We start from the raw sequence: 25,955 nt of genomic DNA, 5'->3' as shown, positions 1-25,955 counted from the left end.
GAATCTGGATCGGCGAACCCGCCTCACGAACCCAGGCCAGATTGGTTCTTCCATCCGTGCCGCCCTGCCATGGCAGGAACCAATAGGATCTGCCGGACTTGGCGACGCTGACGCGGAGCGCCAGCCCGGCGGGCCAGTCTACCGTGCTCCGAACCGGCTCGAAGCTGGCCGTCACCCCCGGTGCGCCGCGCAGTTCGTAGCGGGCATTCTCGATGACGCAGGTCGAAATCGAAGCGGCGAGGAGAAGGGCATGGATCATGCCCGAATCTATCCATTTTCCATCGCTGGCGGCAATGCGTTCCGCGGTGGGTGATCAGGGCCTGGCATCGACCATATGGGCGACGATGCCCTGCTTCTTCATCGCCCAGGGCAGGTCGCCGCGCCCGGCATAGAGGCCCTCGAGATAGCTGCGGTCGAGCGCGCTCAGCCCGGCGCGATGCTCCGCGTCGCCGCCCGGCCCGAACAGGCCGAGGATCGAGCCCGCTTCGGCGCCCGCCGCCGGCCGCGCACCACTGAGCCCCCGCATCGCGGCATAGGCGGCGACCAGATGCAGGTCGCGGTTCGCCACGGCATCGCGGTCGATCACGATCGTCGCGCGCAATATGTCCCGGCGCACCGGGGACGAGAGCCGGCTCGACGTGGCGACGTTCATCACCGGCGGCTCGTTGGGCGCCCGGCTCGCGCTCTCGCCGTCCCGGCTGCGCGTCTCGATCTGCCCCCAGGCGCGCGCCGGCCCCTGTTCCTCGAGGATGCGGTCGACATCGGCCAGCGACAGGCCCTTGAGCCCCGACGAGCCGCCCCGCGCCAGCTTGCGCACCGCCGCCCGGCCGTCCTCGACGAACAGCACCAGCACATTGGGTGCGCAGCCCGGCGCGCCGATGCGCAGCCCGACCGACAGGGCGATCTCGCTCACCCCGTCGATCACCGTCTGGCCGGCATCCGCAGGAAGCCCCGCGCTGCCGACGCAGACCGGATCGGTGAAGCGCGCCACCGGCCGGTCCATCGGCATCGCCGGCGCCACCCGCTCGACGAACCGCCGCACCCGCTCCACCTTGTCGGCGGGCGCCGCCGTCACGACGATCTCCTGCGGGTCCGCTGCGGGGCTCGGCTGGAGCAGAAGGGCACTCAGAACCAACAGCATGCGAACTCCCCGGTACCGTCGCGCCGGCTGGCGCGGCGAACGAACGGCCCTCCGCTCAACCCGCTCAACGCGAGCGAATGGGCCGCATCGCGCCCCATCACGAGCATCCCCTCGCCTTGCAAGCCTAGAAATTCGCGGTCAGGTTCAGCGAGCCGTAGAGGGTGGTGCCGCCGCCATTGGCATTGGGCGCCCGCTCCAGGAACCGCCCCTTCGAAAGCACCACCGCATTCGCTTCGAAACGCAACGCCGCGGGCCGGACCCACCAGCGCAGTCTCGCATCCCATTGATGTCCCGCGAAGTCCCCGGACCGGCCGGTCGCATCGCGGACGCCCGTCGTCGAGAAGCTGTCCGTCCGCTCGGCCAGCCATAGCGCATGATAGCTGACAAGACCGTCGAGCCGCTTCGACGGCGTCACTTCCGCGCGCATGCCCACAGCCGAGATGTTGGCGCGGCCAACGGCATTGTAGAGACCCGAGGGCGCCAGGTCGGCGCGGCGCATCCCGAACAGCGTGTCGAAGCGGCCATATCGGTTGCCGGGGCGATCGCCGCTGGCGCGGTCATATTCGACGGACAGTCGCGGCCTCCAGCCGCCGCGGAACGTGTATCCCGCATCGCCATGGACGAACCATGCGGACACCGGGATCGGCATCGCATTTCCCGCGGTCGAGGTGCTGGCCCTTCCCGACTGATAATAGGCCTCGACCTCGACATCCGCCTTGCCCGGCGCAGGATCACGCAGCACCCGCCCGCCATAGGTATTCAGCGAGCGGTCGCGCGTGGGTCTTCCCGGCCTGTCCCGCTCGCCCAGATGATAGAAGCTGCCCTCCAGCATCAGGGGCCCCAGGGCATGGGCCTTCGCCGCCGTGCCGCCCCACAGCACCAGATCGAATCCCTCCCGATCCAGCGCAACTGCGTTGTTCCGCAGCGACAGCAGATCGTCGGGACGGCGCTGTTGCGGCAGGACGTAGATCAGGCTCGCCGTCACGCCCCGCCTGGTGGCGATCTCGGCATGGAGGCCGGTATAGCCATTGGTGGTGTTGCGGTAGTCGTCGGCCGCGACCAGCCGGCGAGAGCCGATGTTCAGCATGAAGCGCCCCCCGCGAAGCACGGCCTTGGCACCCCCTCCCAGGGATATCTCGCCAGAGGCATAGGCCTGCACCAGCTCGAGCGCATTCGATTCCCCGGTCGTCACCGGCGTGCCCGCGTCGCCGCCATACACCCGGCTGTCCCAGATCTCGGCCGCGACGAGGATCGGCCCGCTATCGTATCTGGCGAGCAGGGTGGTGCGCAGATTGACCAGCTCGTCGTCGCGGTTGAAGCCGGCGCGTGGCTGGTTCGCGATCGCCTCGTAGCGAACCCGGACCGTGCCGGAAACGTCGAGGTCCTGCGCAGGCGCGGTTGCCGGCCACAGGGTCAGAGCAAGCAGATATCGGGGGAAATGCATGGAAATGCGTCCGCTTCTGGAGTTGGACGCGATACTTTGGCTGACGCCTCATGGGGGGATCGCCGCCCCCATGCACCTGCAATTCGTGCCTTCGCAGCGCAAGTCAAGCGGGCGCGGCAGGAATGCCCGCCGCAGCCCCAATCGTCATGCCCGCGAAAGCCGGGATCTCAGGCGAAGACGCAGGGAAAGAGCCACACGAGATCCCGGCTTTCGCCCGGATGCCGGGATGGGCTGCGGAAAGCGTTCCGGGCTGACCCGACTTACCGCCCGAACCGCGCCACCAGCGCGTCGGCCGCAGCGTGCACATCGGCCCAGGTCACGTCGAAATCCCGGTCCTCGCCATAATAGGGATCGGCGACCGAGCTGCCCTCGCGCCCCGGCACCAGGTCCATCAGCAACCCGAGCTCGGCGCTCGCATCCGCCGGCGCGATCGCCTGGAGGTCGCGCAGATTCTGCCGGTCGAGCGCGAACACGAAATCGAAGCGCCGAAAATCCTCGGGCCGCACCTGCCGGGCGCGCAGGCCCGAAATGTCGGTGCCGTGGCGCCGCGCCGCCGCCTGCGCCCGGCGGTCGGGCGGGTCGCCGGCATGCCAGCCGCCGGTCCCGGCGGAATCCACTTCCACCTCGATCCCGGCATGCGCCGCCGCCGCCCGCAGCGCACCTTCGGCGAGCGGCGAACGGCAGATATTGCCCAGGCACACAAACAGGACCGACGTCACTTCCCCACCCCGATCCGGCAATTACATCGCGTGGAAGACGCCGCAGGCGATGCGCCCGCCCGAATTGCCCGAAGGATCGGTCTTGTAGTCATCGGCATTAGCATGGACGACCAGCGCGGCGCCGTCCTGGTCCATCAGCCCTTCATAGGTGCCGCCCGGCAGCACGAAGATCGTGCGGTCTCGGCCATCCTCGCCCACCGACAGGTTGGGCATGTCGCCGGCGTGCGGGCCGGCGGGATTGTCCTTGCCATGCTGGTGCGCGGTCGGGTTCCAGTGGCCGCCGGCGCTCGCGAAGTCCGGGCCCTCGCACTTGCCGACGGTGTGGACATGGGTGCCGTGCACGCCCTTGGTCATGCCGTGCACTTCCACCATCACCCGGATCGTGCCGTCCACTTCCTCGGCGATCGCCTTGCCGACATCGGTGCCGTCGGCCATCTTCAGGTCGGCCTGGGCGCGGAAATGGCCGGCCATGTAGCGCGCATTCTTCTCGGGCTTCGCACAACCCGCTACCGCCAACATACTCGCCACAATCAGCAAACCGCGCATTGCCCGCACTCCGGATAAATGTTCCCGTGACGTAATGGTCGTCGAAGCCGCCGGTTCCAAGGGGTCAGCGCAAACATTCTCCGTCCGTCTTGCCGGAGACGCTGCCCACCCCAAGGATGATCTTGGCCCGCCGTTCGAAGGTCAGCGCCTGCCAGCGCCCCGAATTGCCGATCGCGGTGCGGCTCCTGAGGAAGGTCAAATGGAGCATCTCGTACTGCTCCGGATCGATCCGCCGCGTGTCGAGCAGGCATCGCCAGCGATCCATGTTCCACGCCCAGTCGCGCTGCACCCCGTCCTGGTCGATCGAGCGCGACAGCGCGCCGTACCAGGCGAAGATCGCCCCGAGCCGCTCCCACCGCTCGCCCTCGGACATGGCGGCGAGCTTGCGCCGCAGCCGCGCCAGGTCCTCGTCGAGCGGGAAGCCGCCCTGCTGCACCTTGGTGTCGACCGCCCAGCGCACTTTCCGCAGCGTGATCGGTCCTTCGGGGAACACGCGCAGCAGGTCCTGCCGCACCGCCTCGAGCAGCACCAGATAGGTGTCCAGCTGCACCTGCAGCATCGCATCGCTCTCGAACAGCGCGTTGAACTCGCCCCGGATCACCGGGTTGAGCTTCCCGTCCGCGCCGTGCGCCGCGAGGATCTTCTCGCGGCATTTGTCCTTCACCGGCACCGCCAGGCAGTCGCGCGAGAAGATCGTCTTGCCATAGGCCGGCATCAGCGCCCGCCGCTCGCGCCCGAACCGGCCGCGCCGCGCCTTCTTCCACGCCTTCAACAGCGGTTGCAGGCTGCCCGTCCCGAAATTCCACTGCGACATGCCGACCGAGACCAGCTGGCTGTCGAAATTGCCCACCGGCATCGCCCAGCAGCCCATCGTCTCGGGGATCGACGTCTCGTGCATCTGGGCGAAGATCGCCGCCCGGCTCAGCCCGATCGCTCCCAGCCGCGCGGCGCTGTCGGGGTCGATCGTCAGGAAGGGCAGGTCCGCCACTTCGCGGCACGCCGGCCGCTCGGGCGGCACCGGCGCTACGGGGGGCGCGGCAGGCACCAAACCCTGTGCGTTGGCCGGTACCACCGCCACCCCCAGCGCCATCACCACGCCCGCGACAATGTGCCTCAACCCCATTCCCGTCTCCTCGCCCGGGATACTCCACCGCCCCGCCCGTCACCGCAAGCGCGGGAAAACATGGTTAGCAATCGAGGCAGGGAAGACGCTTTTCCCTAGGGAATCAGACATTTTCTGGTACTCAAAATGGCGAATCAGGGTTTCCCCGGACTAGCTGTCCGCGCCCGCAGCGGCGAAGGTCGTCGCAGAGCATGTCGATCCGCCTGCCTCTCGATCCCCCGCCGATCCGGCTAATGACCCGCTTGCTTGCCGAGCTGCAGACGACGGTGCTTGCCCGCGCGATCCGCATGTTCGACGGCGATCTCGATCGGGTGACGATCTTCGCGGTGATCGCGCGCGACACCTATCCGTTCGACACGCGCGAGGGGCTCGCGCCCACCGTCTCCGCCCATTCGCTCGCCATGTCGCTGTCGCGCCCGTACGAGACCGTCCGCCGCCACGTCCATGCCCTGGTCGATGCCGGCTGGTGCGCGCGCGGCGCCGACGGCGTCCATGCCAACCATGCCGAGATCCAGTCGCCAGACCTGACCGAGTTCCTCACCCTGGTCCACGACGCCGCGGTCCGCTTCGTGGCGGACATGGCCCGCGCCGGCGTGCCGATGCCCGAGGTCGGCACCGTCCGCCCCTATCACCACGCCGCTGGCGTCCAGGCCGCGATCGACCTGATGCTCGCGGTGCTCGACACCAATCGCCGCGTCCATGCCGACTGGCTCGAGCTCGTCCTCTTCTCGACGATCTACGCCGCCAATTCGCGCCTGCTCAACGCCGATCGCGAGCTCGCCTGGCACTATGCCGATGGCCGCAAGGTGCCGCCGATGCACCTGCGCCAGCCGGTGCGCACCAGCAACGTCGCCCGCGCGCTCGGCCTGCCCGAGGCCACCGTCCGCCGCCGTCTCGTCCGCCTGCTCGAGGATGGCCGGGTCGAGCGGGTCGGCAAGAAGCTGCTCGCCTCCGAAGCCTGGCTCAACCGCCCCGAAGCGATCGAGACCAGCACCCGAAGCTTCGGCACGGTCCGGCTGCTGATCGCGCGCCTGGGAGTGAATGGTTTTCCGCTCCACGACCCCGCCCGTGCCTATCTCGCCGGCCGTCCGGAGCCGGTTCCCTTCGACTGATCGCATCCCGCAGCGGGACTCGTCCCGACTTCCGCCAAAATGGGCAACGACCCGCTTGAGGACATCGCCGCCGGCGCCAATAGCCGCGCCAAATCAAGGGACTCGGGCGGCATGACGTCGCCCCTGGAAGCAAGGCCATCGACCCAATTCGGTGGCCAAGCGGGCTGTCGGGTTTCCCACCCGTCGGTCACCATCGGTGGGCGCGGGCTTCGGCCCGCGCCCTTACCGACGCATTGGAATATGCCCTCCCACGCAAAGCCGACCGTGAAGGCGCCGTACTTGCGCTGCAATCCGCGCCGAACCTGCACCCAGGGCGCCGGCAGAACGACCGGCCCGGAAGCAAGGGGGAGAGGATGACCCTGGGGACACCCATGGCCGGCGCGCGCGTCATGCTGGCGCCCATTCGAAGACGCGCATGTCGAGCCGCTGCGCGCGGCCTGCGCCGCGGATCCGGATATCTGGGAGATCTATCCGGTCGGCATGGCCGGCACGCAGTTCGACGCCTCGCTGCGCCTGCTGCGCGCGATGCCGGGCTGGACGATGTTCGCGGTGCTCGACGGGCCGGAGGCCGGCAGCGAGAGGCTGGTCGGCATGACCAGCTACATCCCGGTGCCGGGTGCCGACGACGCGATCGAGATCGGGGCGACCTATATCGCCCCCGATGTGCGCGGCGGCCCGTTCAATGCGGAAATGAAGCGACTGATGATCGCCAATGCCTTCGCCAAGGGCTTTGCCGCGGTCCAGTTCCGTGTCGATACCCGCAACGCCCGCTCCTGCCGCGCCGTCGAGAAACTCGGCGCCCGGCTGGTCGAGACTCGCCGAGCCGACCTCACCACCTGGACCGGCCATGTCCGCGATACGGCGGTATACCGGCTGGCGCGCGAGGAATGGGACGCCCGCTGACGGGTGCAACGCCGCCTTGACAAATGCGAGCCATGGAATGACGTATATCGTATAACATTCTATGCGAGAGCGATCATGCCGAGCCGGCGCACCCTCCTCCTGACCAGCGCGGCGGCCAGCCTCGCCAGCTCTCTCCGTGCAGCCGCCGTCCCGCGCGCCGAACCCGAGCCCCGCCCCCGCACGGTCACCCGTGCGCTCGCCGCTGCCGGCACGCCCTTCGTCATCGGCTGCGACAGCACCGGCGTGACCAGCCTGCGTTATCGCGGCGACAGGTTCGATACCGACTATGTCAGCGCCGGTTCGCTGCTCGGCCAGGTCATCGCCCGCCACCGCACCGCCGGCGGCACCTGGCAACCGCTCGACAGCCGCACCGGCACCCCCGCCTACACCGCCGACACGCTCGAGACCCGCGTCGCGGACGGCCTGCTTGCGCTGACCAGCCGCCTCCGCCTCGTCGGCCAGGAGATGCTGTGGAGCATCGAGTTGGAGAACCACGGCGCCGAGCCGCTAGAGATCGGCGACCTGATCCTCCCGCTCCCGATGCACACCCGCTTCGTCGGCGGCCGCCCATCGACCGAGTCGGTGCTCAAGCACAGCTTCGTCTCCGGCCATGGCTCGCACCTCTTCTGGATGCGCTCGAACAGTGCCGGGCCCTATCTGATGCTGCTCCCCGATGCCGACACGCATCTCGAATATTGGGAGCGCCGCCGGCTCGAGGGCGAGAAGGCCCCCGACAGCTATTGCGCCTTCGTCCACGCCGCCGCCTCCGCCGCCGAGACCCGCGCCACCGGCACCAACTGGCGCCAGCCGGTCAGCGCGCTGACGCTCCGCCCCGGCGAGCGTCGCGCCCATGGCTTCCGCTTCCGCTGGGTCGCCGACTATGCCGCCGCTCGCGCGGCCATCGCCGAGACCGGCGGCGTCGATGTCGAGATCGCGCCCGGCATGACCCTCCCCACCGACCTGGAGGCGATACTCGCGCTGCGCTCGTCCAGCCCCGTCACCCGGATCGAGGCCGAATTCCCCGAGCACACCCGGATCGAGCCCCTGCCCGATCGCGCCGGCCGCCAGCTTTACCGCCTCGCCTTCCGCAAGCTCGGCGAGAACCGCCTCACCCTCCACCAGCCGGGCGGCCGCGTCACCCATCTGGAGTTCTTCGCCACCGAGCCCCAGGAAACCCTCATCGCCAAGCGCGGCGCCTTCATCGCGCGGCACCAGCACCGCGACCCCGCCAAATGGTATGACGGGCTGTTCGGCGAATGGGCGTCGGACACCGGCACCCTGCTCGGCCCGGACAATTACGACCGGATCAAGGGCTGGCGCATCTATGAAGTGACCTGCGACGATCCGGGCCTCAGCAAGCCCGCCTTCCTCGCGCTCAAGAATGCCGAGCATCCGGTCGTGGCCGAAGTCGCGGCGCTCGACCGCTATGTCGACAGGTTCGTCTGGGGCGGCCTCCAGCGCTCGGACCGCGAGAAGAACACCTACGGCATCTACGGCATTCCCGACTGGAAGACCAATCGCGAGAGCGCCGATCCCGGCCCCAAGGGCCGCGACCATATCTGGCGCCCCTATGACTATCCGCACCTCATCGCATTGTACTTCGGCATGTACCGCGTCGCCCGCGACCACCCGCACATCGCCACCAAGCTCGACGCAGACACCTATCTCCGCCGCGCCCATGGCACCGCGCTCGGCATGTTCACCATCCCGATGCGCGTCACCGGCTGGTCGGCCTATGGCACCGGCTTCTACAATGAGTGCGAGATCCCCGCGCTGATCGAGGCGCTCGCCGCCCGGGGCTGGACGCGCGAGGCCGCCGAGCTCCAGTCGCACTGGGCCCGCAAGGTCCGCCATTTCGTCCAGGAGAGCCCGGACCTGTTCGGCTCGGAATATCCCTTCGACTCGACCGGCTTCGAATCGACCCAGGCGCTCGCCCGCTCGGCGCTCGACGATCCCGCCGCGATGGGCGTCACGCGCGACCAGGCCCGCGCGTTCGCCGAAAAACAGATCGCCGCCAACCTGTTCTGCCGCGGCTGGCTCGAGCCGGCCTATTACACCCTCGGCAGCGACTATCGCGCCCAGGGCGCCGATTCCTACACGCTCACCTATATGGCGCAGATGGGCGGCTGGGCGGTGCTCGACCATGCGCTGCACGGCGATCACGCCCCGGACCAGCGCCCCGACCCGGCCGAGCTCAACGCCCTGCTCCGCCTCGGCTATGCCTCGCAGCTGAGCGCCTGGGCGATCCTCAACACCGGCACCCCGGCGAGCGATTACGGCTATTGGTTCCCGGGCGAGGCGAATGACGGCGCCGCGGCCGGCGGCTTCGAGCCCGCGCCTCGCGGCGAGACCTGGCTCGACCAGCCGCACCACCGCGGCGCCTGGTATTATGCCTGCGAAGCCGATCTCGGCTTCTGCGGCGCGCTGCGCGCCGCCCGCACGACCCTGGCCGACGACCCGATCCTCGGCCGCATCTGCCATGGCGGCACCTGGACGCAGCAGGGCAGCGAGATCGCGGTTATCCCCCGCGACGGCGTCCGCCGCCGGCTGAGCGTGCGGCTCGCGGATGCGAGCCTCGACCTCGAGCTGCGCAACGCCCGCTTCGCGAGCGCCACCCCAATACGCCTGGAGGAGACGGGCGACGGGATCCGCTTCACCCCCGAGCGCTTCATCCCGCACGCCCCGAAACTCCGCCTGCGCCTCCGGGCCGAAGCGGCGGGCGACTATGCGCTGCACGCCGGCGCCGCCGAAACGCATCTCCGCCTGCAGGCCGGGAAACCCGCCGAAGTGGAACTGGCAGGCACCGGCGACGTGGTGATCCGCCGGATCGGCTGACAGCACCGCGGCACGGCAACGCTGCCGCCCGAACTCCCCCGCCATCCGACTCGCTCCGCTGCTGTGGAGCGGAGAACAAATGACGAACGATAGGTGTGGGAACGGCCGCTAGTGCTCGTCCGCATTGCGCCCCAGTTCCGGTCGTTCCATCCGCTCTCGCCAGCGCCAGAAGGTAGACCTTCGCTCAGCCTTCACCGAGTGGCCGCTGATGACCCAGTTGCCAGCATTCTTCCATTGGCACGGAGACGGTGGTTGGAGGGGAGATAGCGGCCGCGCCCTCGATCGAGTTGCAATGTAGGATTTGCAATGTTCTCCTTATGTTCCAGCGTGATTCGCTTGGCATGATGGAGAATTTGAATGGTCGACGTTACAAAGGAAGAACTCGCCACCAACGACGGTTCGTCGCTGGTAGGTTTCAATCACCCTGGCAATGAAGTTTCATCCACCATTCTAAAGGAACTTGTCTATTTTATCCGACCGGAACAGTTCGGTGCAGTAGGCGACGGAGTTACTGACGATACTTCGGCCATTCAGGCCGCCGATGACTTTGCCGCCGTAAATGGTGCAGAGGTTCGATTCGCCGCAAAAACCTACAAGACAACGGCAAAGATTTCCAAGGATCGAAAAACTACGTGGCGTGGCGAAGGTGTTCCGTTCCCGGTTGGCACATACAATCCCGGCAATGCCCGCGTTTGTGGCACCATCATCTTCAAAGCCCACTCAGACCATGGTGTGGAAGTTATCGGATCCGGCGGATATTCCGAGAGTGGTGCCATCTTCGGAATCGCAATAAGTAGCGACCTGAATCTTTATCCTACTGGTGACGGCTTCCGTATCGACCTTGTCGGACTGATGAAGTTCGAGGACTGTCAGGTCTGGTCGGTTGGAGGAAATGGTTTCACGAATGGAGTAACCAATGGGGATGTAACTGGGCACACTCAATTGCGCAATTGTTACGTAAATAATTGCGGTGGAAAGGCATTTCAAAATAGAGCAAAATGGTCTCGACTGACGCAATGTATTTCTGACGGATGCACCCATGGTTTCTATGGTGACAATTCGCCCGAGACACACATTATCGACTGTCACTTCGAAGGGTTCAGCGTTGCCGGAGCAGAGTTCGGAAATGGCTGTGGCTCCTCCCGGTTTGTCGGGAAGACGATCATTGCCAACACCGCGCTTGCCCCTTGCGGAGTGGAAATCGCCAACGATCCAGGCAATTTCCAGATCGACCTGACAGGGGTCAAGTTGATTGGCCCATCGACTGCCACCGGTATCACCTTTTCCGGCCCGCTTTCGCAGGCCACGTCGGCAGTCCTGAATACCGGCTGGCACGCGACGACCGGCAGCTATGGAATTTACTTCTCAGACGGATCGGTACGCACTGCGACTCTGACCAAGAACAGCACCTCGGTATCATGGAGTGGAGCGGTTACCGCGTCCGCCAGTGCCGTAGCGATGGCGGCACCTGGGACGGTCGCAGTCAGCAGCAGCGCTCGAGGCACGTCGCTTCATAGCTGCGAGATTTATAATTGGTCGACAGGGATCCTCAGTGCCGGACAGGGGCTCAAGGTGAGGGACTGCTACTTCTATCAATGCGGATTGCCGATCGTATCGGGTCAAACCGACAGTCACTATCATGACAATAATTTCGATGGCACGCCGGGCTTGTATGAAATTGAGCACGCAGGCGGGTCGGATGGAATATGGACCGGCAACAACTTTGGACCCGGAAAGCTGATCAAGCCTACCGTGACCGGCAAACAGGGGGATTTCAACGGCATCCGGGTGAGTGGCAATATAAACTACAAGACCAGGAATGTCGTCTCGCTGAATATGGAGAGTGGAGTTCCTCAATCCCATGGCTTGGTGGGCGAGCCAATCATGGTTCATCTGACTCCGTTCTCCGTGGGCGCGACAAGCCCCATTGCCGTCGCTTTCACGACTGACAAAAATTTTACACCAGTTTGGTCGGGAGCCAGCCCCTTGGGGGTGAATGCGGAAATATTCTGCAAGTGCGATGTAATTTAAATAGAATACATCCAAATCGTCTTAGGTGAATGTGGTGAGTTCGACGTCCTCATGGATATCGAACTCACCATGTTGAATCTCGTCCAGCCCTCGATGTCATTGGCCCTGAAGACCTCGTTCGCAGGCGCGCCGCGCCGGTCGAAGGCCGAGGTTGCTCAACTTCGCCTGACACTCCTCGAGAAATTCTCTCTGATGCCATTGCGGAACCTGGTAGTTGTTGCACGCCTTTGACATTAGGCGCGAATAGTATGGGGCTGGGGACTATCTGACAAACGGCGGCATTCGCGACGTCGTGCCAAGCGCGGACGTTCCGCAATCGGCCCAAATCCCGCCATTTGAAGTCCGCCTGCTCCCTCCCCTTCCCCCCGCCCCTCCCGCGTGCTAGCGGCACCCGCGAATCTTCGCATTCGCAGCACCCCGGTGCGCCCGCGCGGCCCTATAAAGGAGCCACGTCCCCCGAGCGCCCGGTCGGACATAAAGAAAGGACCCCGCGCCTCATGACCGCGATCGGCAACGATACCCTCGGCACCCGCGACACGCTCACCGTCGGCACCGCCAGCTATGACTATTTCTCGCTGCCCAAGGCCGCGAAGAAGCTCGGCGACATCAGCCGCCTGCCCTTCTCGATGAAGGTGCTGCTCGAGAACATGCTGCGCTTCGAGGACGGCGTCACCGTCACCCGTGACGACGCCCAGGCGATCGTCGACTGGCAGAAGGACGCGCGTTCGAACCGCGAGATCCAGTATCGCCCGGCCCGCGTGCTGATGCAGGACTTCACCGGCGTGCCTTGCGTGGTCGATCTCGCCGCGATGCGCGATGCGATCACCAAGCTCGGCGGCGACGCGCAGAAGATCAATCCGCAGGTTCCCGTCCACCTCGTCATCGATCACTCGGTGATGGTCGACGAGTTCGGCACGCCCAAGGCGTTCGAGGATAACGTCGCGCTGGAATATGAGCGCAATGCGGAGCGCTATGAGTTCCTCAAGTGGGGCTCGAAGGCGCTCGACAATTTCTCGGTGGTTCCCCCGGGCACCGGCATCTGCCACCAGGTGAACCTCGAATATATCTCGCAGTCGATCTGGTCGTCCAAGACCGCCGACGGCGCTACGATCGCCTATCCGGATACGCTGGTCGGCACCGACAGCCACACCACGATGGTCAACGGCCTCGGCGTGCTCGGCTGGGGCGTCGGCGGCATCGAGGCAGAGGCCGCGATGCTCGGCCAGCCGGTGTCGATGCTCATCCCGGAAGTCGTCGGCTTCAAGCTGACCGGCAAGCTCGGCGAGGGCATCACCGCCACCGACCTGGTGCTGACCGTCACCCAGATGCTCCGTGCAAAGGGTGTCGTCGGCCGCTTCGTCGAGTTCTACGGCCCGGGCCTGCACGCGATGACGCTGGCGGACCGCGCGACGATCGCCAACATGGCGCCCGAGTACGGCGCGACCTGCGGCTTCTTCCCGATCGACGACAAGACGCTCGATTACATGCGCCTCACCGGCCGTCCGGACGAGACCGTCGCGCTGGTCGAGGCCTATGCCAAGGCGCAGGGCTTCTGGCACTCGGTCGATGGCCCCGAGCCGATCTTCACCGACACGCTCGAGCTCGACATGTCGTCGGTGCGCCCGTCGCTCGCCGGTCCGAAGCGTCCGCAGGACCGCGTCAGCCTCGACAGCGTCGACGAAGTGTTCAACGGCGACCTGACCAAGGTCTACAAGAAGGACCATGCGGTCCGTGTGGACGTCGAAGGTCGCGACCACGACATCGGTGACGGCGACGTGGTGATCGCGGCGATCACCTCGTGCACCAACACCTCGAACCCTTCGGTGCTGATCGCGGCCGGCCTCGTCGCCCGCAAGGCACGCGAGAAGGGCCTGACCCGCAAGCCGTGGGTGAAGACCTCGCTCGCGCCGGGCTCGCAGGTGGTGACCGACTATCTGAACAAGACCGGTCTGTCCGCGGATCTTGACGCGATCGGGTTCAACCTGGTCGGCTATGGCTGCACGACCTGCATCGGCAACTCGGGCCCGCTCGCCGAGCCGATCTCGGCGGCGATCAACGGCAACGACATCGTCGCCGCCTCGGTCCTGTCGGGCAACCGCAACTTCGAAGGCCGCGTCTCGCCGGACGTCCGCGCCAACTTCCTCGCCTCGCCGCCGCTGGTCGTCGCCTATGCGCTCAAGGGCACGGTGACCGAGGACATGTACGAGACGCCGATCGGCGAAGGCACCGATGGTCCGGTGTTCCTCAAGGACATCTGGCCGACCAACGAGGAAGTCGCCGGGCTGATCAGTGCAAACATCGACGACAAGATGTTCCGCTCGCGCTACGCGAACGTGTATGCCGGCGACACGCACTGGCAGAAGATCGACGTCGTGGGCTCGGACACCTATGCGTGGCCGACCAGCTCGACCTACATCCACAATCCGCCCTATTTCGAGGGCCTTACGATGACCCCGGCGCCCGTCACCGACATCATCGAAGCCAAGCCGCTCGCCATCCTCGGCGACTCGATCACCACCGACCACATCAGCCCCGCCGGCTCGATCAAGGCCGACAGCCCCGCAGGCACCTTCCTGCAGGAGCACCAGGTCTCGAAGAAGGACTTCAACAGCTACGGCGCGCGCCGTGGCAATGACGAGGTCATGGTGCGCGGCACCTTCGCCAATATCCGCATCAAGAACGAGATGGTCCCCGGCGTCGAAGGCGGCATGACCCGCTATGGCGGCCAGGTCATGCCGATCTACGACGCTGCCGTGCGCCACAAGGCCGACGGTACTTCGCTCGTGATCATCGCGGGCAAGGAATACGGCACCGGTTCTTCGCGTGACTGGGCGGCCAAGGGCACCAACCTGCTCGGCGTCCGCGCCGTCATCACCGAGAGCTTCGAGCGCATCCACCGCTCGAACCTGGTCGGCATGGGCATCCTGCCGCTGCAGTTCGCGGAAGGTCTGACTCGCGAGACGCTGAAGCTCAAGGGCAGCGACACCTTCACGATCAAGAACGTCGCGGGTCTCCGCCCGCGCCAGGACGTCGAGGTCGAGCTCACCCGCGAGGACGGCACCAAGGAGACCTTCCTCACCCGTTGCCGGATCGATACCGTCAACGAGCTGGAATATTTCCTCAACGGCGGCATCCTCCAGTACGTGCTGCGCAAGCTCGCCGCCTGATCGGCATCACCGGGAACATCGAGGGAGGGCGGCGACGCCCTCCCTTTTTTTTGTGCCCGGATCGGGAACTTGCGAGGAGCAGCCGGGAGCCTGAACGCGGAATTCGTGCCGATCCCGTAACGATGCGCGCGCTGGCTCTGCCTGTGTTGCTTTTCAGAAACACACGATCAAGAAACAGAAGAGCAACAATCGGAGGCGCTTTACACACATCAGACACTCTCACATCCTCGCCGCAGCTTCGCCATCAGCCCCAGGGGATGGGGGTGACGAAGATACGGGGAAATTCCACCGACTGCCTCGGGCAGATCCATGGAGAGTGAGGAAGATAATGAAGAAGACTCAGATCGCACGCCTGCGCACTGGAGCGGCCCTGTCCGCCTTCGTGCTCGCGGGCTCGCTGTTTGCCGCGCCCGCCTTCGCGCAGGATACGCCGGCTTCCACCACCACCGCCGCTCCGGAGCCGGCAGCGCCCTCGAGCGACGGCGACATCGTCGTCACCGGCACCATCTTCCGTCAGTCGGACACCCACACCGCCCTGCCGGTGACGGTGATCACGGCCGAGAACCTGCAGCGCGCCGGCATCACCAACGTGACCGACGCGATCCGTTCGGCCTCGGCCGACGGCGCCGGCTCGATCGGTAACGGCTTCACCAGCGGCTTCTCGGCCGGCGGCGCCGCCGTCTCGCTGCGCAACCTCGGCGTGTCGTCCACCCTGGTGCTGGTCGACGGTCTCCGCTCGACCAACTTCCCGCTGAGCGACGACGGCCACAATTCCTATGTCGACCTGAACAGCATCCCGCTGGTCAACGTCCAGCAGGTCCAGGTCCTCAAGGACGGCGCATCGTCGCTGTACGGCGCGGACGCGATCGGCGGCGTGGTCAACATCATCACCCGCAAGACGATGACCGGCCTCGAGGCGGGCATCGAAGGCGGCGCGACCGAGAAGGGCGACGGCTCCAAGTACCGCGCGAAGCTGCTGTTCGGCTATGGCGACTACGACACGCAGGGCTTCAACATCTATATCGGCGGCGACTATGAATATGGCGGCCGCATCTCGGCAGCCTCGCGTGGTTTCCCCTTCAACACGCTCGATCTCCGTTCGATCGGCGGCAACGACAACAACCGCGCCGACGACACGCTGGGCACCGCGACGACCGACGCGATGGTCACCCGCACGACCCAGACCGACCTCAACAACCCGCTCGCGGGCTCGGTGACCAACGCCACCTCGCCGGCACTCTTCACCACGCTGACGCCGCTCACGAATTGCGCCTATGGCACCTATTCGGAGAACACCTCCTCGCGCGTCGGCACCGCCTGCAAGCACGACAACACCCGCGAATATGCGCAGATCACGCCGCTACAGGAGCGCTACGACGTCGTCGGACGGCTGAGCTTCCGCCTCGGCGACAATGTCGAAGGCTATGTCGCAGGCAGCTTCGCCCGTAGCCGCGTCGACATCATCTCGCCGCCGCGCGCGATCCGCCAGACCCAGGCGTTCGGCGGTTCGCCGGCGACGTCGACGACCAATCCGGGCATCGTGCTGCCGGTCTATATCTGCGCATCGGGCGTCAACTGCTCGACCGCGGCCGACCGCAAGCTCAACCCGAACAACCCCTATGCGCAGGCCTATGCCAACGACCCGGCCAATGGCGCCGCGCGCCTCTACTATCTGTTCGGCGACGTCCGTTCGGGCAGCAATCGCATCAACAAGGTGTACCGCGTCACCGGCGGCCTGCACGGCACCATCGCCGACACCTGGGACTGGAACGTCGAGGCCGGCTATTCCCGCGCCGACCTCAACCTGACCCAATATGGCTGGGCCAATCTCAACGGCCTGGTCAAGGCGATCAACACCGGCTCGTACAATTTCGTCAATCCGAGCCTCAACTCGCAGGCGGTCCGCGATTCGGTGCTGCCGCCGATCACCGCGCTCTCGAATTCGAGCGAGCTGACGGTGGACGCGTCGGTCAGCCGCAGCCTCTTCACCCTTCCGGGTGGCGATGTGAAGCTCGCCGTCGGCGGCCAGTATCGCAAGGAGAAGCTGACCAACAACAGCGCCAACCCGAACCTGGACATCCCGGGTCTCTCGACCGCGCAGGCCTATGGCGACCGGTCGGTGTGGGCAGGCTTCTTCGAAGTCGACGTTCCGCTGCTGGATTCGCTCAACGTCGATCTGTCCGGCCGCTACGATCACTACTCGACCGGCATCGGCCGCTTCTCGCCCAAGGCGACGGCGAAGTTCCAGCCGATCAAGCAGCTCGCGATCCGCGGCACCTATTCGGAGGGCTTCCGCGCACCGACCTTCGCCGAATCGGATCCGCGCAGCTCCTACTCCGGCTTCGTCGGCTACACGCCGACCGGCGCGTTCCTGACCGCGCACGCGGCCAACGCGTCGTACACCGCGCCGTACAGCCTCGGCCGTGGTTATGTCGGTAACGCCGCGATCAAGCCGGAAACGTCGCGCAGCTTCACGCTGGGCACGATCTTCGAGCCGACCCCGTGGCTGAGCTTCACGGCCGACTATTTCAACGTGAAGAAGTCGAACCTGATCGTCACCGGCCCGCAGACGTCGGACGCGATCAACGCCTATTACTCGGTTGCGGGCCAGACCTTCGCAAACGCCGCGGCGGCCGCCGCAGCGGGCTGCGCCAAGGTCGCTGCAGTCGGTACGGGCTATTCGTGCAACGTGGTCGACGGGGCCGATCCCTTCGCCCCCAACGCCCTGCCGCGCCTGCTCGTGGTCAACGCGCCCTATGTGAACACGGCCTATATGGTCATCGCCGGGCTCGAGTTCACGGCCGACGCGCGGATCAAGTTCAGCGAAGACTTCCGCTGGGAGAGCCGCGTCGACGTGCAGGAGACGCTGAAGTACGATCTTCACCCGGGTGGCGGTCGCGCCGTGCAGCGTTATGCCGGCACGGTGGGTCCGGAGGATCTGTCGTCGGGCGGTGGCACCCCGCGCTGGCGCGGCAACTGGCAGAACACCTTCACGCTCAACCAGTTCGCGCTCAGCACGACGACCTATTTCACCGGCTCGATGAAGGCAGTTGCGGCGGACCAGGCGACCTCGGTCAATGGCGACACGTCGTGCGCCACCGCGGCGATCTACAAGCCGAGCACCGGCTCGGCCGACTTCTGCCACATCCACAGCTTCGTCTACACGGACGTGAACCTGACGGTGAAGGTCAACGACCAGTTCAGCTTCTTCGGCTTCGTCGGCAACGTCACCGGCGCGCATGCGCCGCTGTTCGCGAACACGGCCTATCCGAGCCAGGTGAACACGCTGACCTCGTGGCACGCTGCGGGCCTGGTCGGCCGCTCGTTCCGCGCCGGCGCGAACTTCAAGTTCTAACCGCCTGCAGAACAAAAAATTGGGGCGGTACCTTCGGGTACCGCCCCTTTTTTGTGCCTTGTCCGGGCGACGGCGCCGCCCGGGAAAAGTGCCTTCGGCTCAGCCGGCGGCGGGAATGTCGAGCAGCTCGATCTTGAACAGCAACGTCGCGCCGCCCGGGATCGGGCCCTTGCCCTTGAAGCCGTAGCCAAGGTTCGCCGGGATCGCGACTTCGAACGTGTCGCCCACGCCCATCAGCGGCACCGCGACCTGCCAGCCCTTGATCAGCATGCCGAGCGGGAAGGTCGCCGGCTCGCCGCGATCATAGGAGCTGTCGAACTTCTCGCCGTCGATGAAGGTGCCGGCATAGTGCAGCGTCACCGTATCGGCCACGGTCGGGTGCTTGCCCGAACCATTGCCCTTCACCCGGCGCCAGCGCAGCCCTTCCGGGGTGCTGTTCCAGCCCTGGGCGCCGTTGAGCTTGGCGAGCGCCAGCATCTGCTGGCTCTGCCAGGCCATGTCCTGCGAGCGATCGGGTGCGGGTGCATCCTGGGCGGCGAGCAGGGCGAGAGCGGCGAAAAACGACATGTTCGGTCCTCAGTTGGAGAGAGCGCGGCCGGCGACGGCATCGAGCTTGCGCAGCAGATGCGGGTCGCGGGCGTTCGGCGCGGTGATCAGTGCATAATCGAGGCAGGTGTCGATCGGCGAGGCGGGGCGCTCCTCGGGCAGGTTGCGCAGCAGGTGCATCACCAGCTTGCGCGCCTTGTCGGCATTGGTGCCGAGCTGGGCGATCACCGTGGCGACGTCGACCGCCTCCTCACCCTCGCGCCAGCAATCATAGTCGGTGACCATGCCGACCAGCGCGTAGGGCAGCTCCGCCTCACGGGCGAGCTTTGCCTCGGGCATGCCGGTCATGCCGATGATGTCGCAGCCCCAGCTGCGATAGAGGTTGCTCTCGGCGCGGGTCGAGAATTGCGGGCCTTCCATCGCCAGATAGGTGCCGCCGACATGCGTCGTCGCGCCCGCCGCCTTGGCTGCGTCGGCCGCCAGCGCCGAGAGGCGCGGGCAGACCGGATCGGCCATCGAGACGTGCGCGACCATGCCTGCACCGAAGAAGCTCGACGGGCGGCCCTTGGTCCGGTCGATGAACTGGTCGGCGATGGTGAAGGTGCCCGGCGCGCGCTCCTCGGCCAGCGACCCCACCGACGATACCGCCAGCACGTCGGTCACGCCCAGGCGCTTCAGCACGTCGATATTGGCGCGGACGTTCAGGTCCGAAGGCGAGATGCGGTGGCCGCGGCCATGGCGCGGCAGGAACACCACGCGGACATGGCCGACCCAGCCGACGAAGCAATCGTCAGAAGGCTTGCCCCAGGGGCTTTCGGTCGAGATCCACTCGCCATCCTCGATGCCCTCGACATCGTAGAGACCCGACCCGCCGATGATCCCGATCGTCCAGCCACCCATTGCTCACCCCTTTGCTGCGTTGCGGCGTGCATAGGCGAAATAGAAGACCAAACCCAAGAGGTTCCAGACGCCGAATGCGACCTGCGTCTGATGCGGCAGGCTGATGAAAAGATAGAGACAGCCCAGGATCGCCCCGAGCCCGACGACCCAGGCCGCCGGCGTGCGGAACGGGCGGACCGCATCGGGCGCGCGCCGGCGCATGACGAGCAGGCACAGGCCCACCGCGGCAAAGGCGGTCAGCGTGCCGGCATTGGCCAGCGCGGCGATCTCGTCGATCGGGAAGAAGGCGGCGAAGAAGCTGACGATACAGGCGGTGAAGACCGTGATCCGCACCGGCGTGCCGCGCGACGAGACCTTGGCCAGGCTCTCGGGCAGCATCCGGTCGCGCGCCATCACGAAGAAGATGCGGCTCTGGCCATAGAGGAAGCCGAGGATCACGGTGGGCAGCGCGATCACCGCGCTGGCCGCCAGAAAGGTCGCCACCCCGGGCTGGCCGACTTCGCGCAGGATCAGCGCCAGCGGCTCGGGGCTGTTGGTGAAACGGGTATAGGTGAGCGCACCCACCGCGGCGACGGCGACGACCATGTAGATCGCGACGCAGACCACCATCGATCCGACGATGCCGATGGCCAGGTCGCGCCCCGGATTCTTGGCTTCCTCGGCGGCTGTGGAGATCGCATCGAAGCCGTAGAATGCGAAGAAGATGATCGCGGCGGCGGCCATCACCCCGCGCTCCACCCCGTCCGGGCCCAGATGCTTGGTGAAGCCGAACGGGCTGAACGGTTCGAGATTGGCGGCATTGAAATAGGGCAAGGCGACCGCGACGAACACGGCGAGCGCGACGAGCTTCACCACCACCAGCACGGCGTTGATCGTGGCGCTCTCGCGCGTGCCGACACAGAGCAGGCCGGCGACGACGGCGACGATGAACAGCGCCGGCACGTTCACGCCCCATTCGACCACCTGCCAGCCCACCATTCTGGGCCCGTGCGACAGGGCCGCGGGCAGATGCACGCCGATCCCCTCGAGGAAACCATGGGTATAGCCCGACCAGCCCACCGCCACGGTGGCGACCACCAGGGTATATTCGGCGAGCAGGCTCCAGCCCACCACCCAGGCGACGATCTCGCCGAGCGAGGCATAGCTATAGGTATAGGCGCTGCCCGAGGCGGGGATCATCGTCGCCATCTCGGCATAGGCCAGCGCGGCGCAGGCGCAGATCGCGCCCGCGACGATGAAGGACAGGATCACCGCCGGCCCGGCCCGATCCGCGCCGACACCGATCAGGGTGAGGATACCGGTCCCGACGATCGCGCCGACGCCGAGCGCGACGAGATGCGGCCAGGACAACGTACGCGCGAGCCGGTGCTCGGGCGGGCGATCTTCCTCCGCGACGATCTGCTTCAAGCGGAACAGGCTGGCCATCTCACGATCCTCTCTCTTTCCGCGAAGATGTAACGACCTGCGGCGAGCGCGCAACTTTGTTTCACACCACTACGCCTTCCTCCCTTCAGGGGAGAGGGGCCGGGGAGAGGGGAAGAGAGAGGGAAGCAATCCGCGAACGTCCTGGGAGGAGGGCTCTCCCCCCCTTCGGAGGAGAGGGAAGAACGGGCATTCAGCTCCCGTGCAGCAGCGCCGGGCAATCGTTACGCTGGTATTCGATGGAGCCCGCCATGCCGCTGCTGCTCACCGCTTTCGCCCTGACCCTGGCCATGCCACAGGATCCGCCGGCCAATCCGCAGATCGACTATGCCGGCTTCTCGGCACTCACCCGCGACGTGCGCGGGCTCCGCGCCAAGCGGCTCCTGCCGTTCGCCCGCTTCCAGGCGATGGCGGCCCGCAAGGACGCGTTGCTGCTCGACGCCCGCTCGAAGGACGCCTTCGCGCGCGGGCACATCGCAGGGGCCGTGAACCTTCCCCTTACCGACTTCACCGCGGAATCGCTGGCGGCAGTGATCGGGCCGAACCGCGATCGCCAGGTACTGATCTACTGCAACAACAACTTCTCGAACCACCGCCCGCCGGTGCCGCTCAAATCGGCGCCGCTCGCGCTCAACATCCAGACCTTCATCAACCTGGTCGGCTATGGCTATGCGAATGTCTGGGAGCTCGGGGAGGTCGTCGACTATGACGATCCCGGCGTCGGCTGGGTCACCTCGCCAGCCTGAGCGACGGGCCTGGGCGGCAGCGGCGCGAACTGATCGACCAGCAGGCGCCAGCCCGTCGCCCCGCGCTGCCAGATGCGTACATAATGGCCGATCAGGGTGCCGCCGGCAGCATCGATCCGGCCATAGCTATAGGCGAGGTCGCCCGCGAAGGACTGGCCGCCGCCGAGCCGCGTGCCGGTTCCCCGGGGCCCGCGCGCGGCAAGTGCGATGCCTGCCTCCCCGATCGCCGGGGGGCCGCTCGGGCGCAGCACGCGGCCATCCCCGGCGAGAAACTCCCGTACCGCCGTCACGTCAGCATCGAGCCGCCGTTCGATGGCGGCGAGATCCTCGCCCTGCGCCGAGGCGTCGGGCGTTCCGATCCGCTTGACCTGTGCAGGCATCCCAACTTCGCCGAGCTTGAAGGGACCACTTCCCGAATCGATCAGCCAGCGCCATTTGCCGTCGGCGCCCCGCCGCCAGATCGTGAAGAACTGGCCATGGGAAACCTGTTCGCCGAGGCGCAGGACATAGGGGCCCGTAGTGAAGCCGAGGTCTCCTGAACGCGCGATGCCTGCCGCTTCGGGCTGCCACTCCAGCTTCGCCCCGGGCGGGTCGGTCTGTGTGGCAAGCGCGACGGGTGCAGAGCGCGGCTCTTGCGCGATCAACACCCCCTCGGGCGCGACGTGCGCGCGAAAGGCGGGCGTGATCCCCAGCGCCGCGGCGTCCGCCGCGAAGTGCCGTTCGGCGGCGATCAGCGTGTCGAAATCATCCTCGGCCGCGGGCCCATTGGCCATGGCCAGCAACGCAGCGGCGACAAGCGCAAAATTCCTGAGGTTGGACATATCAGCTCCATGGCGAGTCCCCCTCGCCCATTCCGACGCTGATATGCGCGTCCACCCGCCTTGCCCTGCGCGATGCGATCGGTCCGGACGCCCTTGCGACGAGCCTAGAGCTTGAGGGCCGCCTCCACGGCATCCTGGTAATTGGGGCCCACCTGCAGCACTGCGCCGTCGGAGAGCACCACCCGCAACGCGCCCTTGCCGGGCCGCTCGACGCCGACCACCGCGCCGATCCGCACGATGTGGGAGCGATGGACGCGCAGCATCACGCCTGGGTCGAGGCGCTTCTCGATATCGTTCATCCGCGCGCGCAGGATATGGCTCTTGAGCGGGGTGTTGAGCAGCACATAGTCCCGTGCCGCCTCGATCCAGTCGATCGTCGAGACGGGCACCAGCACCGCGCCCTGCCGGCCCGGCACCCAGATGCCCTGGTCATGGGGCGATTCCACCGGTGCGGGGGTGGTGGCTGGGGGCGTGGTCCGTGCCTCCATGTCGCGCAGCGCGCGCCGGCGCCGGGCGCGCTCCACGCCGAGCTTGAGCCGGTCGAACGCCACCGGCTTCAGCAGATAGTCCGCCGCTTCCACGTCGAAGGCATCGGTGGCGAACCGGTCGAACGCCGTGACGAAGATGATCTCGGGCCGGTTTTCGCCCGGGCGCAGCGCACGCGCGATGTCCATGCCGCTGCGACCCGGCATCTGGATGTCGAGAACAACCAGGTCCGGCTCGAGCGTACGGATCTGTTCGGCGGCCTCTATTCCATCGCAAGCAGTCCCCGCGACAACGACATCCGTGAGCCGCTCGAACCCTGCTTTCAGTCTGTCGAGCGCCAGTGGCTCGTCATCGACCAGCAATACTCGCATCACTCCGCGGCCTCCGCCCTGTGCGCGCGGCGAAGCGGCAGCGTCATCGATGCGACGAAGCCGCGGTCCCGCGCGGTAGCGACCAACCCGCCCTCGTTCCCGTAGAAAGCCTCGAGACGCCGCCGGACATTGGCGAGGCCCAGGCCGGTGCCGCCCTTGGGACCGCCGCCAAAGGCCTGGCCACCATCATCTTCGACGCACAGGCGCAGCACGCTCGGCGCGTCGGCCGTGGCTCGCACGATGATCCGCACCGCCTTGCGCGATGGCGCGACGGCATATTTGACGGCATTCTCGATCAGTGGCTGCAGGATGAAGCTCGGCACCAACACGTCGAGCAGCTCCGCCGGGCAGATGAACTCCGTGTCGAGCCGGTCGCGGAAGCGCACCGCCTCGATGTCCAGATAGGACTGGAGCGTCGAGAATTCTTCGTCCAGCGTCACTTCCCGCTGCGGATCGGCTTCCAGGCTGGCACGCAGGAAGTCAGAGAGCTTGCCGATCATCCCCTCCGCCTCGTCATTCCGGCGTGTGATGACCAGCGACGAGATTGCGTTGAGCGTGTTGAACAGGAAATGCGGGTTGAGCTGGAAACGCAGCGCCGCGAGCTGGGCCTGCTGCGCCGCATTCTGCGCCGCGGCGAGCTGGCGTTCGCGCTCCTGTGCCACCATGCTGCTGAACACCAGGCCGAGCCCGGAGGCAAAAAGCCCGTAGACCAGGACGAACGGCATCAGCCCGAATACGAACTGCCGCCATAGCGGCGTTCCCGCCAGTCCCATCGCCGCGCGTGCCTGGTTCACGAAGATCGCGTCGAACCAGCCATGCACGAGCGCGAGCGCCAGGGTCAGCGCGGCGACGGCCAATAGCGGCACGCGCGCATCCCAGCGCTCCACCCGCATCAGTGCCGCGGCGAGGAGCGCGGAGAAGGCCAGGCCGACCACGAACGTCTCGGCGAGCAGCACGGCCAGCGACATCGTGAAGGGGCTGCCCGCTGCCAAGCCCGGCATCGTCCAGAGCACGAGTCCGACAGACCAAAGGGCCAACGCCAGGAGCGTGGCCGCGCGGACTTGGCGCTTGTGGTGCAGACCCATTATGTCTTTCAGACCCATTCCCTTCTCATACCATGATGCGAAGGGCACGGCGTCCGATTTGGTCGCCGCCCGGTCGGGTTTGAACGCAGAATGTTACGGGATCAGCCCGAGCAGGTCGTCAGGCGCGCCGCGTCGGCATTGTCGTTCACCGCCGCACCCTGCTTCACTTCGTAGAGCTGCGGCCAGCGCTTGCCGACCACGAACGCGCGCTTGCCGGTGGCGTCATAGGCGATGCCATTGGGTACATCGTCGATGTCACGGTTCTTCGGGCCGAGCGCGCTCACGTCGAGGAAGCTCTTCACCTTGCCGGTGGCGGGATCGATCCGCGCGATCAGGTTGCTCTGCCAGATGTTCGCCCAGATCTCCCCGTCGATCCATTCAAGCTCGTTGAGCTTCTCGACCGGGCAATTGTTGGCCGTGACCTTTAGCGTCGAGACGGTCTGCATCGTCTTGGGATCGAGGAAGCGAAGCTCATCGCTGCCGTTCGACATGATGATATTCTTGCCGTTCTGGGTCATGCCCCAGCCTTCGCCTTGATAGGCGAAGGTATCGCCAAGCGTCATGTCCTTGAGGCCGTAGGTGAAGCCGGTCTGGTCCTTCCAGGTCAGCTGGTAGAGCTTGTCCCCGAACGCCACGATACCTTCGCCGAAATAGGGCGCGGGCAGATCGACCTGCTGGAGCACCTTGCCGGTTGCCGGATCGACCTTGCGGATGAACGACGTACCTTCCTGGCCCGTGCTCTCGTAGAGCGCGCCGTCCTTGAAGAAGAGGCCCTCGGTGAACGCCGTCGGGTCGTGCGGATGCGTGGCGGTGACCGCCGCGGCATAGACCGGGACCCCGGTCGTGCGCAGGAAGAAGAACCAGACGCCCGCGGCGAGCACGGCGAGGGCGGCAATTGCGAGGAGGATGCGCTTCATCGCCGCGGAGAAAGCCGTGCGCGAGCGCTGGTGTCAACGGCGAAGGCGCGGATCGGGTTTTCGGCAGGATGGGCCCATCTCCGCCGGCCACAACAAAGCCCCGCCAAGTCGCTAGACTTGCGGGGCGGTGTCTGTGGTGTTCAGCAGAAACGAAAAAAGCCAGTCCTGGTGGACTGGCTTGTCTTGTTGGCTGCGGGGCCTGGTTGCGGGAGTAGGATTTGAACCTACGACCTTCAGGTTATGAGCCTGACGAGCTACCGGGCTGCTCCATCCCGCGCCAAAGGC

The 25,955-nt window shown here is 66.4% G+C and carries 19 protein-coding genes, 1 tRNA gene and 1 pseudogene; 8 read left to right on the top strand and 13 right to left on the bottom strand.

The genetic code is table 11. The features are described 5' to 3' along the window. Positions 1 to 313: 313 nt before the first annotated feature. From GGR46_RS09160 to GGR46_RS09140, 5 genes are all read right to left on the bottom strand, one after another. Positions 314 to 1,141 (bottom strand): hypothetical protein, encoded by an 828-nt coding sequence (locus tag GGR46_RS09160; protein ID WP_183996959.1) that lies wholly within the window; start codon positions 1,139 to 1,141, stop codon positions 314 to 316. A gap of 124 nt (positions 1,142 to 1,265) precedes the next feature. Further along, positions 1,266 to 2,585, bottom strand: coding sequence for an alginate export family protein (locus GGR46_RS09155; protein ID WP_183996957.1), 1,320 nt, complete (start codon positions 2,583 to 2,585; stop codon positions 1,266 to 1,268). Positions 2,586 to 2,845: 260 nt separating this feature from the next. After that, complete coding sequence (locus GGR46_RS09150; RefSeq protein WP_183996955.1) at positions 2,846 to 3,304, bottom strand: arsenate reductase/protein-tyrosine-phosphatase family protein; 459 nt, start codon at positions 3,302 to 3,304, stop codon at positions 2,846 to 2,848. A 21-nt stretch (positions 3,305 to 3,325) separates the two neighbouring features. Then, positions 3,326 to 3,823, bottom strand: a complete 498-nt coding sequence (locus GGR46_RS09145; RefSeq protein WP_246426100.1) for a superoxide dismutase family protein — start codon at positions 3,821 to 3,823, stop codon at positions 3,326 to 3,328. 91 nt (positions 3,824 to 3,914) lie between these two features. After that, positions 3,915 to 4,973: a hypothetical protein gene (locus GGR46_RS09140; RefSeq protein ID WP_183996950.1), complete on the bottom strand. Its 1,059-nt coding sequence runs from the start codon at positions 4,971 to 4,973 to the stop codon at positions 3,915 to 3,917. A gap of 233 nt (positions 4,974 to 5,206) precedes the next feature. Here GGR46_RS09140 and GGR46_RS09135 point away from each other — a divergent pair, with 233 nt between their 5' ends. The 7 genes and pseudogenes from GGR46_RS09135 to GGR46_RS09105 all read left to right on the top strand — a co-directional run bounded on the left by GGR46_RS09135 (position 5,207) and on the right by GGR46_RS09105 (position 18,376). Next, a complete protein-coding gene (locus GGR46_RS09135; RefSeq protein WP_183996948.1) occupies positions 5,207 to 6,085 on the top strand; it encodes a helix-turn-helix domain-containing protein in 879 nt (292 codons plus the stop codon). 408 nt (positions 6,086 to 6,493) lie between these two features. Then, positions 6,494 to 6,988 (top strand): annotated as a pseudogene (locus GGR46_RS09130) (GNAT family N-acetyltransferase); the annotation flags it as partial. Between the two features lie 75 nt (positions 6,989 to 7,063). After that, positions 7,064 to 9,823, top strand: coding sequence for a DUF5695 domain-containing protein (locus GGR46_RS09125; protein WP_183996946.1), 2,760 nt, complete (start codon positions 7,064 to 7,066; stop codon positions 9,821 to 9,823). Positions 9,824 to 10,180: 357 nt separating this feature from the next. Then, positions 10,181 to 11,854, top strand: coding sequence for a glycosyl hydrolase family 28-related protein (locus tag GGR46_RS09120; protein WP_183996944.1), 1,674 nt, complete (start codon positions 10,181 to 10,183; stop codon positions 11,852 to 11,854). Positions 11,855 to 11,905: 51 nt separating this feature from the next. After that, a complete protein-coding gene (locus tag GGR46_RS09115; RefSeq protein WP_183996941.1) occupies positions 11,906 to 12,085 on the top strand; it encodes a hypothetical protein in 180 nt (59 codons plus the stop codon). A gap of 266 nt (positions 12,086 to 12,351) precedes the next feature. After that, a complete protein-coding gene (acnA, locus tag GGR46_RS09110; protein WP_183996939.1) occupies positions 12,352 to 15,021 on the top strand; it encodes an aconitate hydratase AcnA in 2,670 nt (889 codons plus the stop codon). Positions 15,022 to 15,349: 328 nt separating this feature from the next. Next, entirely contained in the window at positions 15,350 to 18,376 is a 3,027-nt protein-coding gene (locus tag GGR46_RS09105) for a TonB-dependent receptor plug domain-containing protein (protein WP_183996937.1), read from the top strand. Between the two features lie 99 nt (positions 18,377 to 18,475). Here the strand turns inward: GGR46_RS09105 and GGR46_RS09100 are convergent, their stop codons facing one another. Genes GGR46_RS09100 through GGR46_RS09090 form a run of 3 tightly spaced genes read right to left on the bottom strand, consistent with a single transcriptional unit; the run spans position 18,476 to position 21,247 of the window. Then, positions 18,476 to 18,943, bottom strand: coding sequence for an FKBP-type peptidyl-prolyl cis-trans isomerase (locus tag GGR46_RS09100; protein ID WP_183996935.1), 468 nt, complete (start codon positions 18,941 to 18,943; stop codon positions 18,476 to 18,478). A gap of 9 nt (positions 18,944 to 18,952) precedes the next feature. After that, entirely contained in the window at positions 18,953 to 19,822 is an 870-nt protein-coding gene (locus GGR46_RS09095; RefSeq protein WP_183996933.1) for an S-methyl-5'-thioadenosine phosphorylase, read from the bottom strand. Between the two features lie 3 nt (positions 19,823 to 19,825). Beyond that, positions 19,826 to 21,247, bottom strand: a complete 1,422-nt coding sequence (locus GGR46_RS09090; RefSeq protein WP_183996931.1) for an amino acid permease — start codon at positions 21,245 to 21,247, stop codon at positions 19,826 to 19,828. Between the two features lie 248 nt (positions 21,248 to 21,495). Here GGR46_RS09090 and GGR46_RS09085 point away from each other — a divergent pair, with 248 nt between their 5' ends. Further along, positions 21,496 to 21,990, top strand: coding sequence for a rhodanese-like domain-containing protein (locus GGR46_RS09085; protein WP_183996929.1), 495 nt, complete (start codon positions 21,496 to 21,498; stop codon positions 21,988 to 21,990). On the opposite strand, the gene GGR46_RS09080 is transcribed toward GGR46_RS09085, so the two are convergent. The 5 genes from GGR46_RS09080 to GGR46_RS09060 all read right to left on the bottom strand — a co-directional run bounded on the left by GGR46_RS09080 (position 21,948) and on the right by GGR46_RS09060 (position 25,947). After that, positions 21,948 to 22,811 (bottom strand): Cif family virulence factor, encoded by an 864-nt coding sequence (locus GGR46_RS09080; protein ID WP_183996927.1) that lies wholly within the window; start codon positions 22,809 to 22,811, stop codon positions 21,948 to 21,950. The two genes, GGR46_RS09085 and GGR46_RS09080, sit on opposite strands and share 43 nt — an antisense overlap. A gap of 104 nt (positions 22,812 to 22,915) precedes the next feature. Continuing rightward, positions 22,916 to 23,668 (bottom strand): LytR/AlgR family response regulator transcription factor, encoded by a 753-nt coding sequence (locus GGR46_RS09075; protein ID WP_183998739.1) that lies wholly within the window; start codon positions 23,666 to 23,668, stop codon positions 22,916 to 22,918. Next, positions 23,668 to 24,669 (bottom strand): sensor histidine kinase, encoded by a 1,002-nt coding sequence (locus GGR46_RS09070; RefSeq protein ID WP_183996925.1) that lies wholly within the window; start codon positions 24,667 to 24,669, stop codon positions 23,668 to 23,670. Before GGR46_RS09070 ends, GGR46_RS09075 begins: the two co-directional genes overlap by 1 nt. Positions 24,670 to 24,854: 185 nt before the next feature. Then, positions 24,855 to 25,670: a glutaminyl-peptide cyclotransferase gene (locus tag GGR46_RS09065; protein WP_183996923.1), complete on the bottom strand. Its 816-nt coding sequence runs from the start codon at positions 25,668 to 25,670 to the stop codon at positions 24,855 to 24,857. A 200-nt stretch (positions 25,671 to 25,870) separates the two neighbouring features. Then, positions 25,871 to 25,947 (bottom strand) — tRNA-Met (locus GGR46_RS09060). Between the last annotated feature and the right edge of the window lie 8 nt (positions 25,948 to 25,955).

Origin of the sequence: Sphingomonas kyeonggiensis (assembly GCF_014196745.1) — a bacterium.
GTDB classification, from domain to species: Bacteria; Pseudomonadota; Alphaproteobacteria; order Sphingomonadales; family Sphingomonadaceae; genus Sphingomonas; species Sphingomonas kyeonggiensis.
The sequence above is the reverse complement of the archived record's forward strand: the minus strand, read 5'-3'. Positions and strand labels throughout refer to the sequence as shown.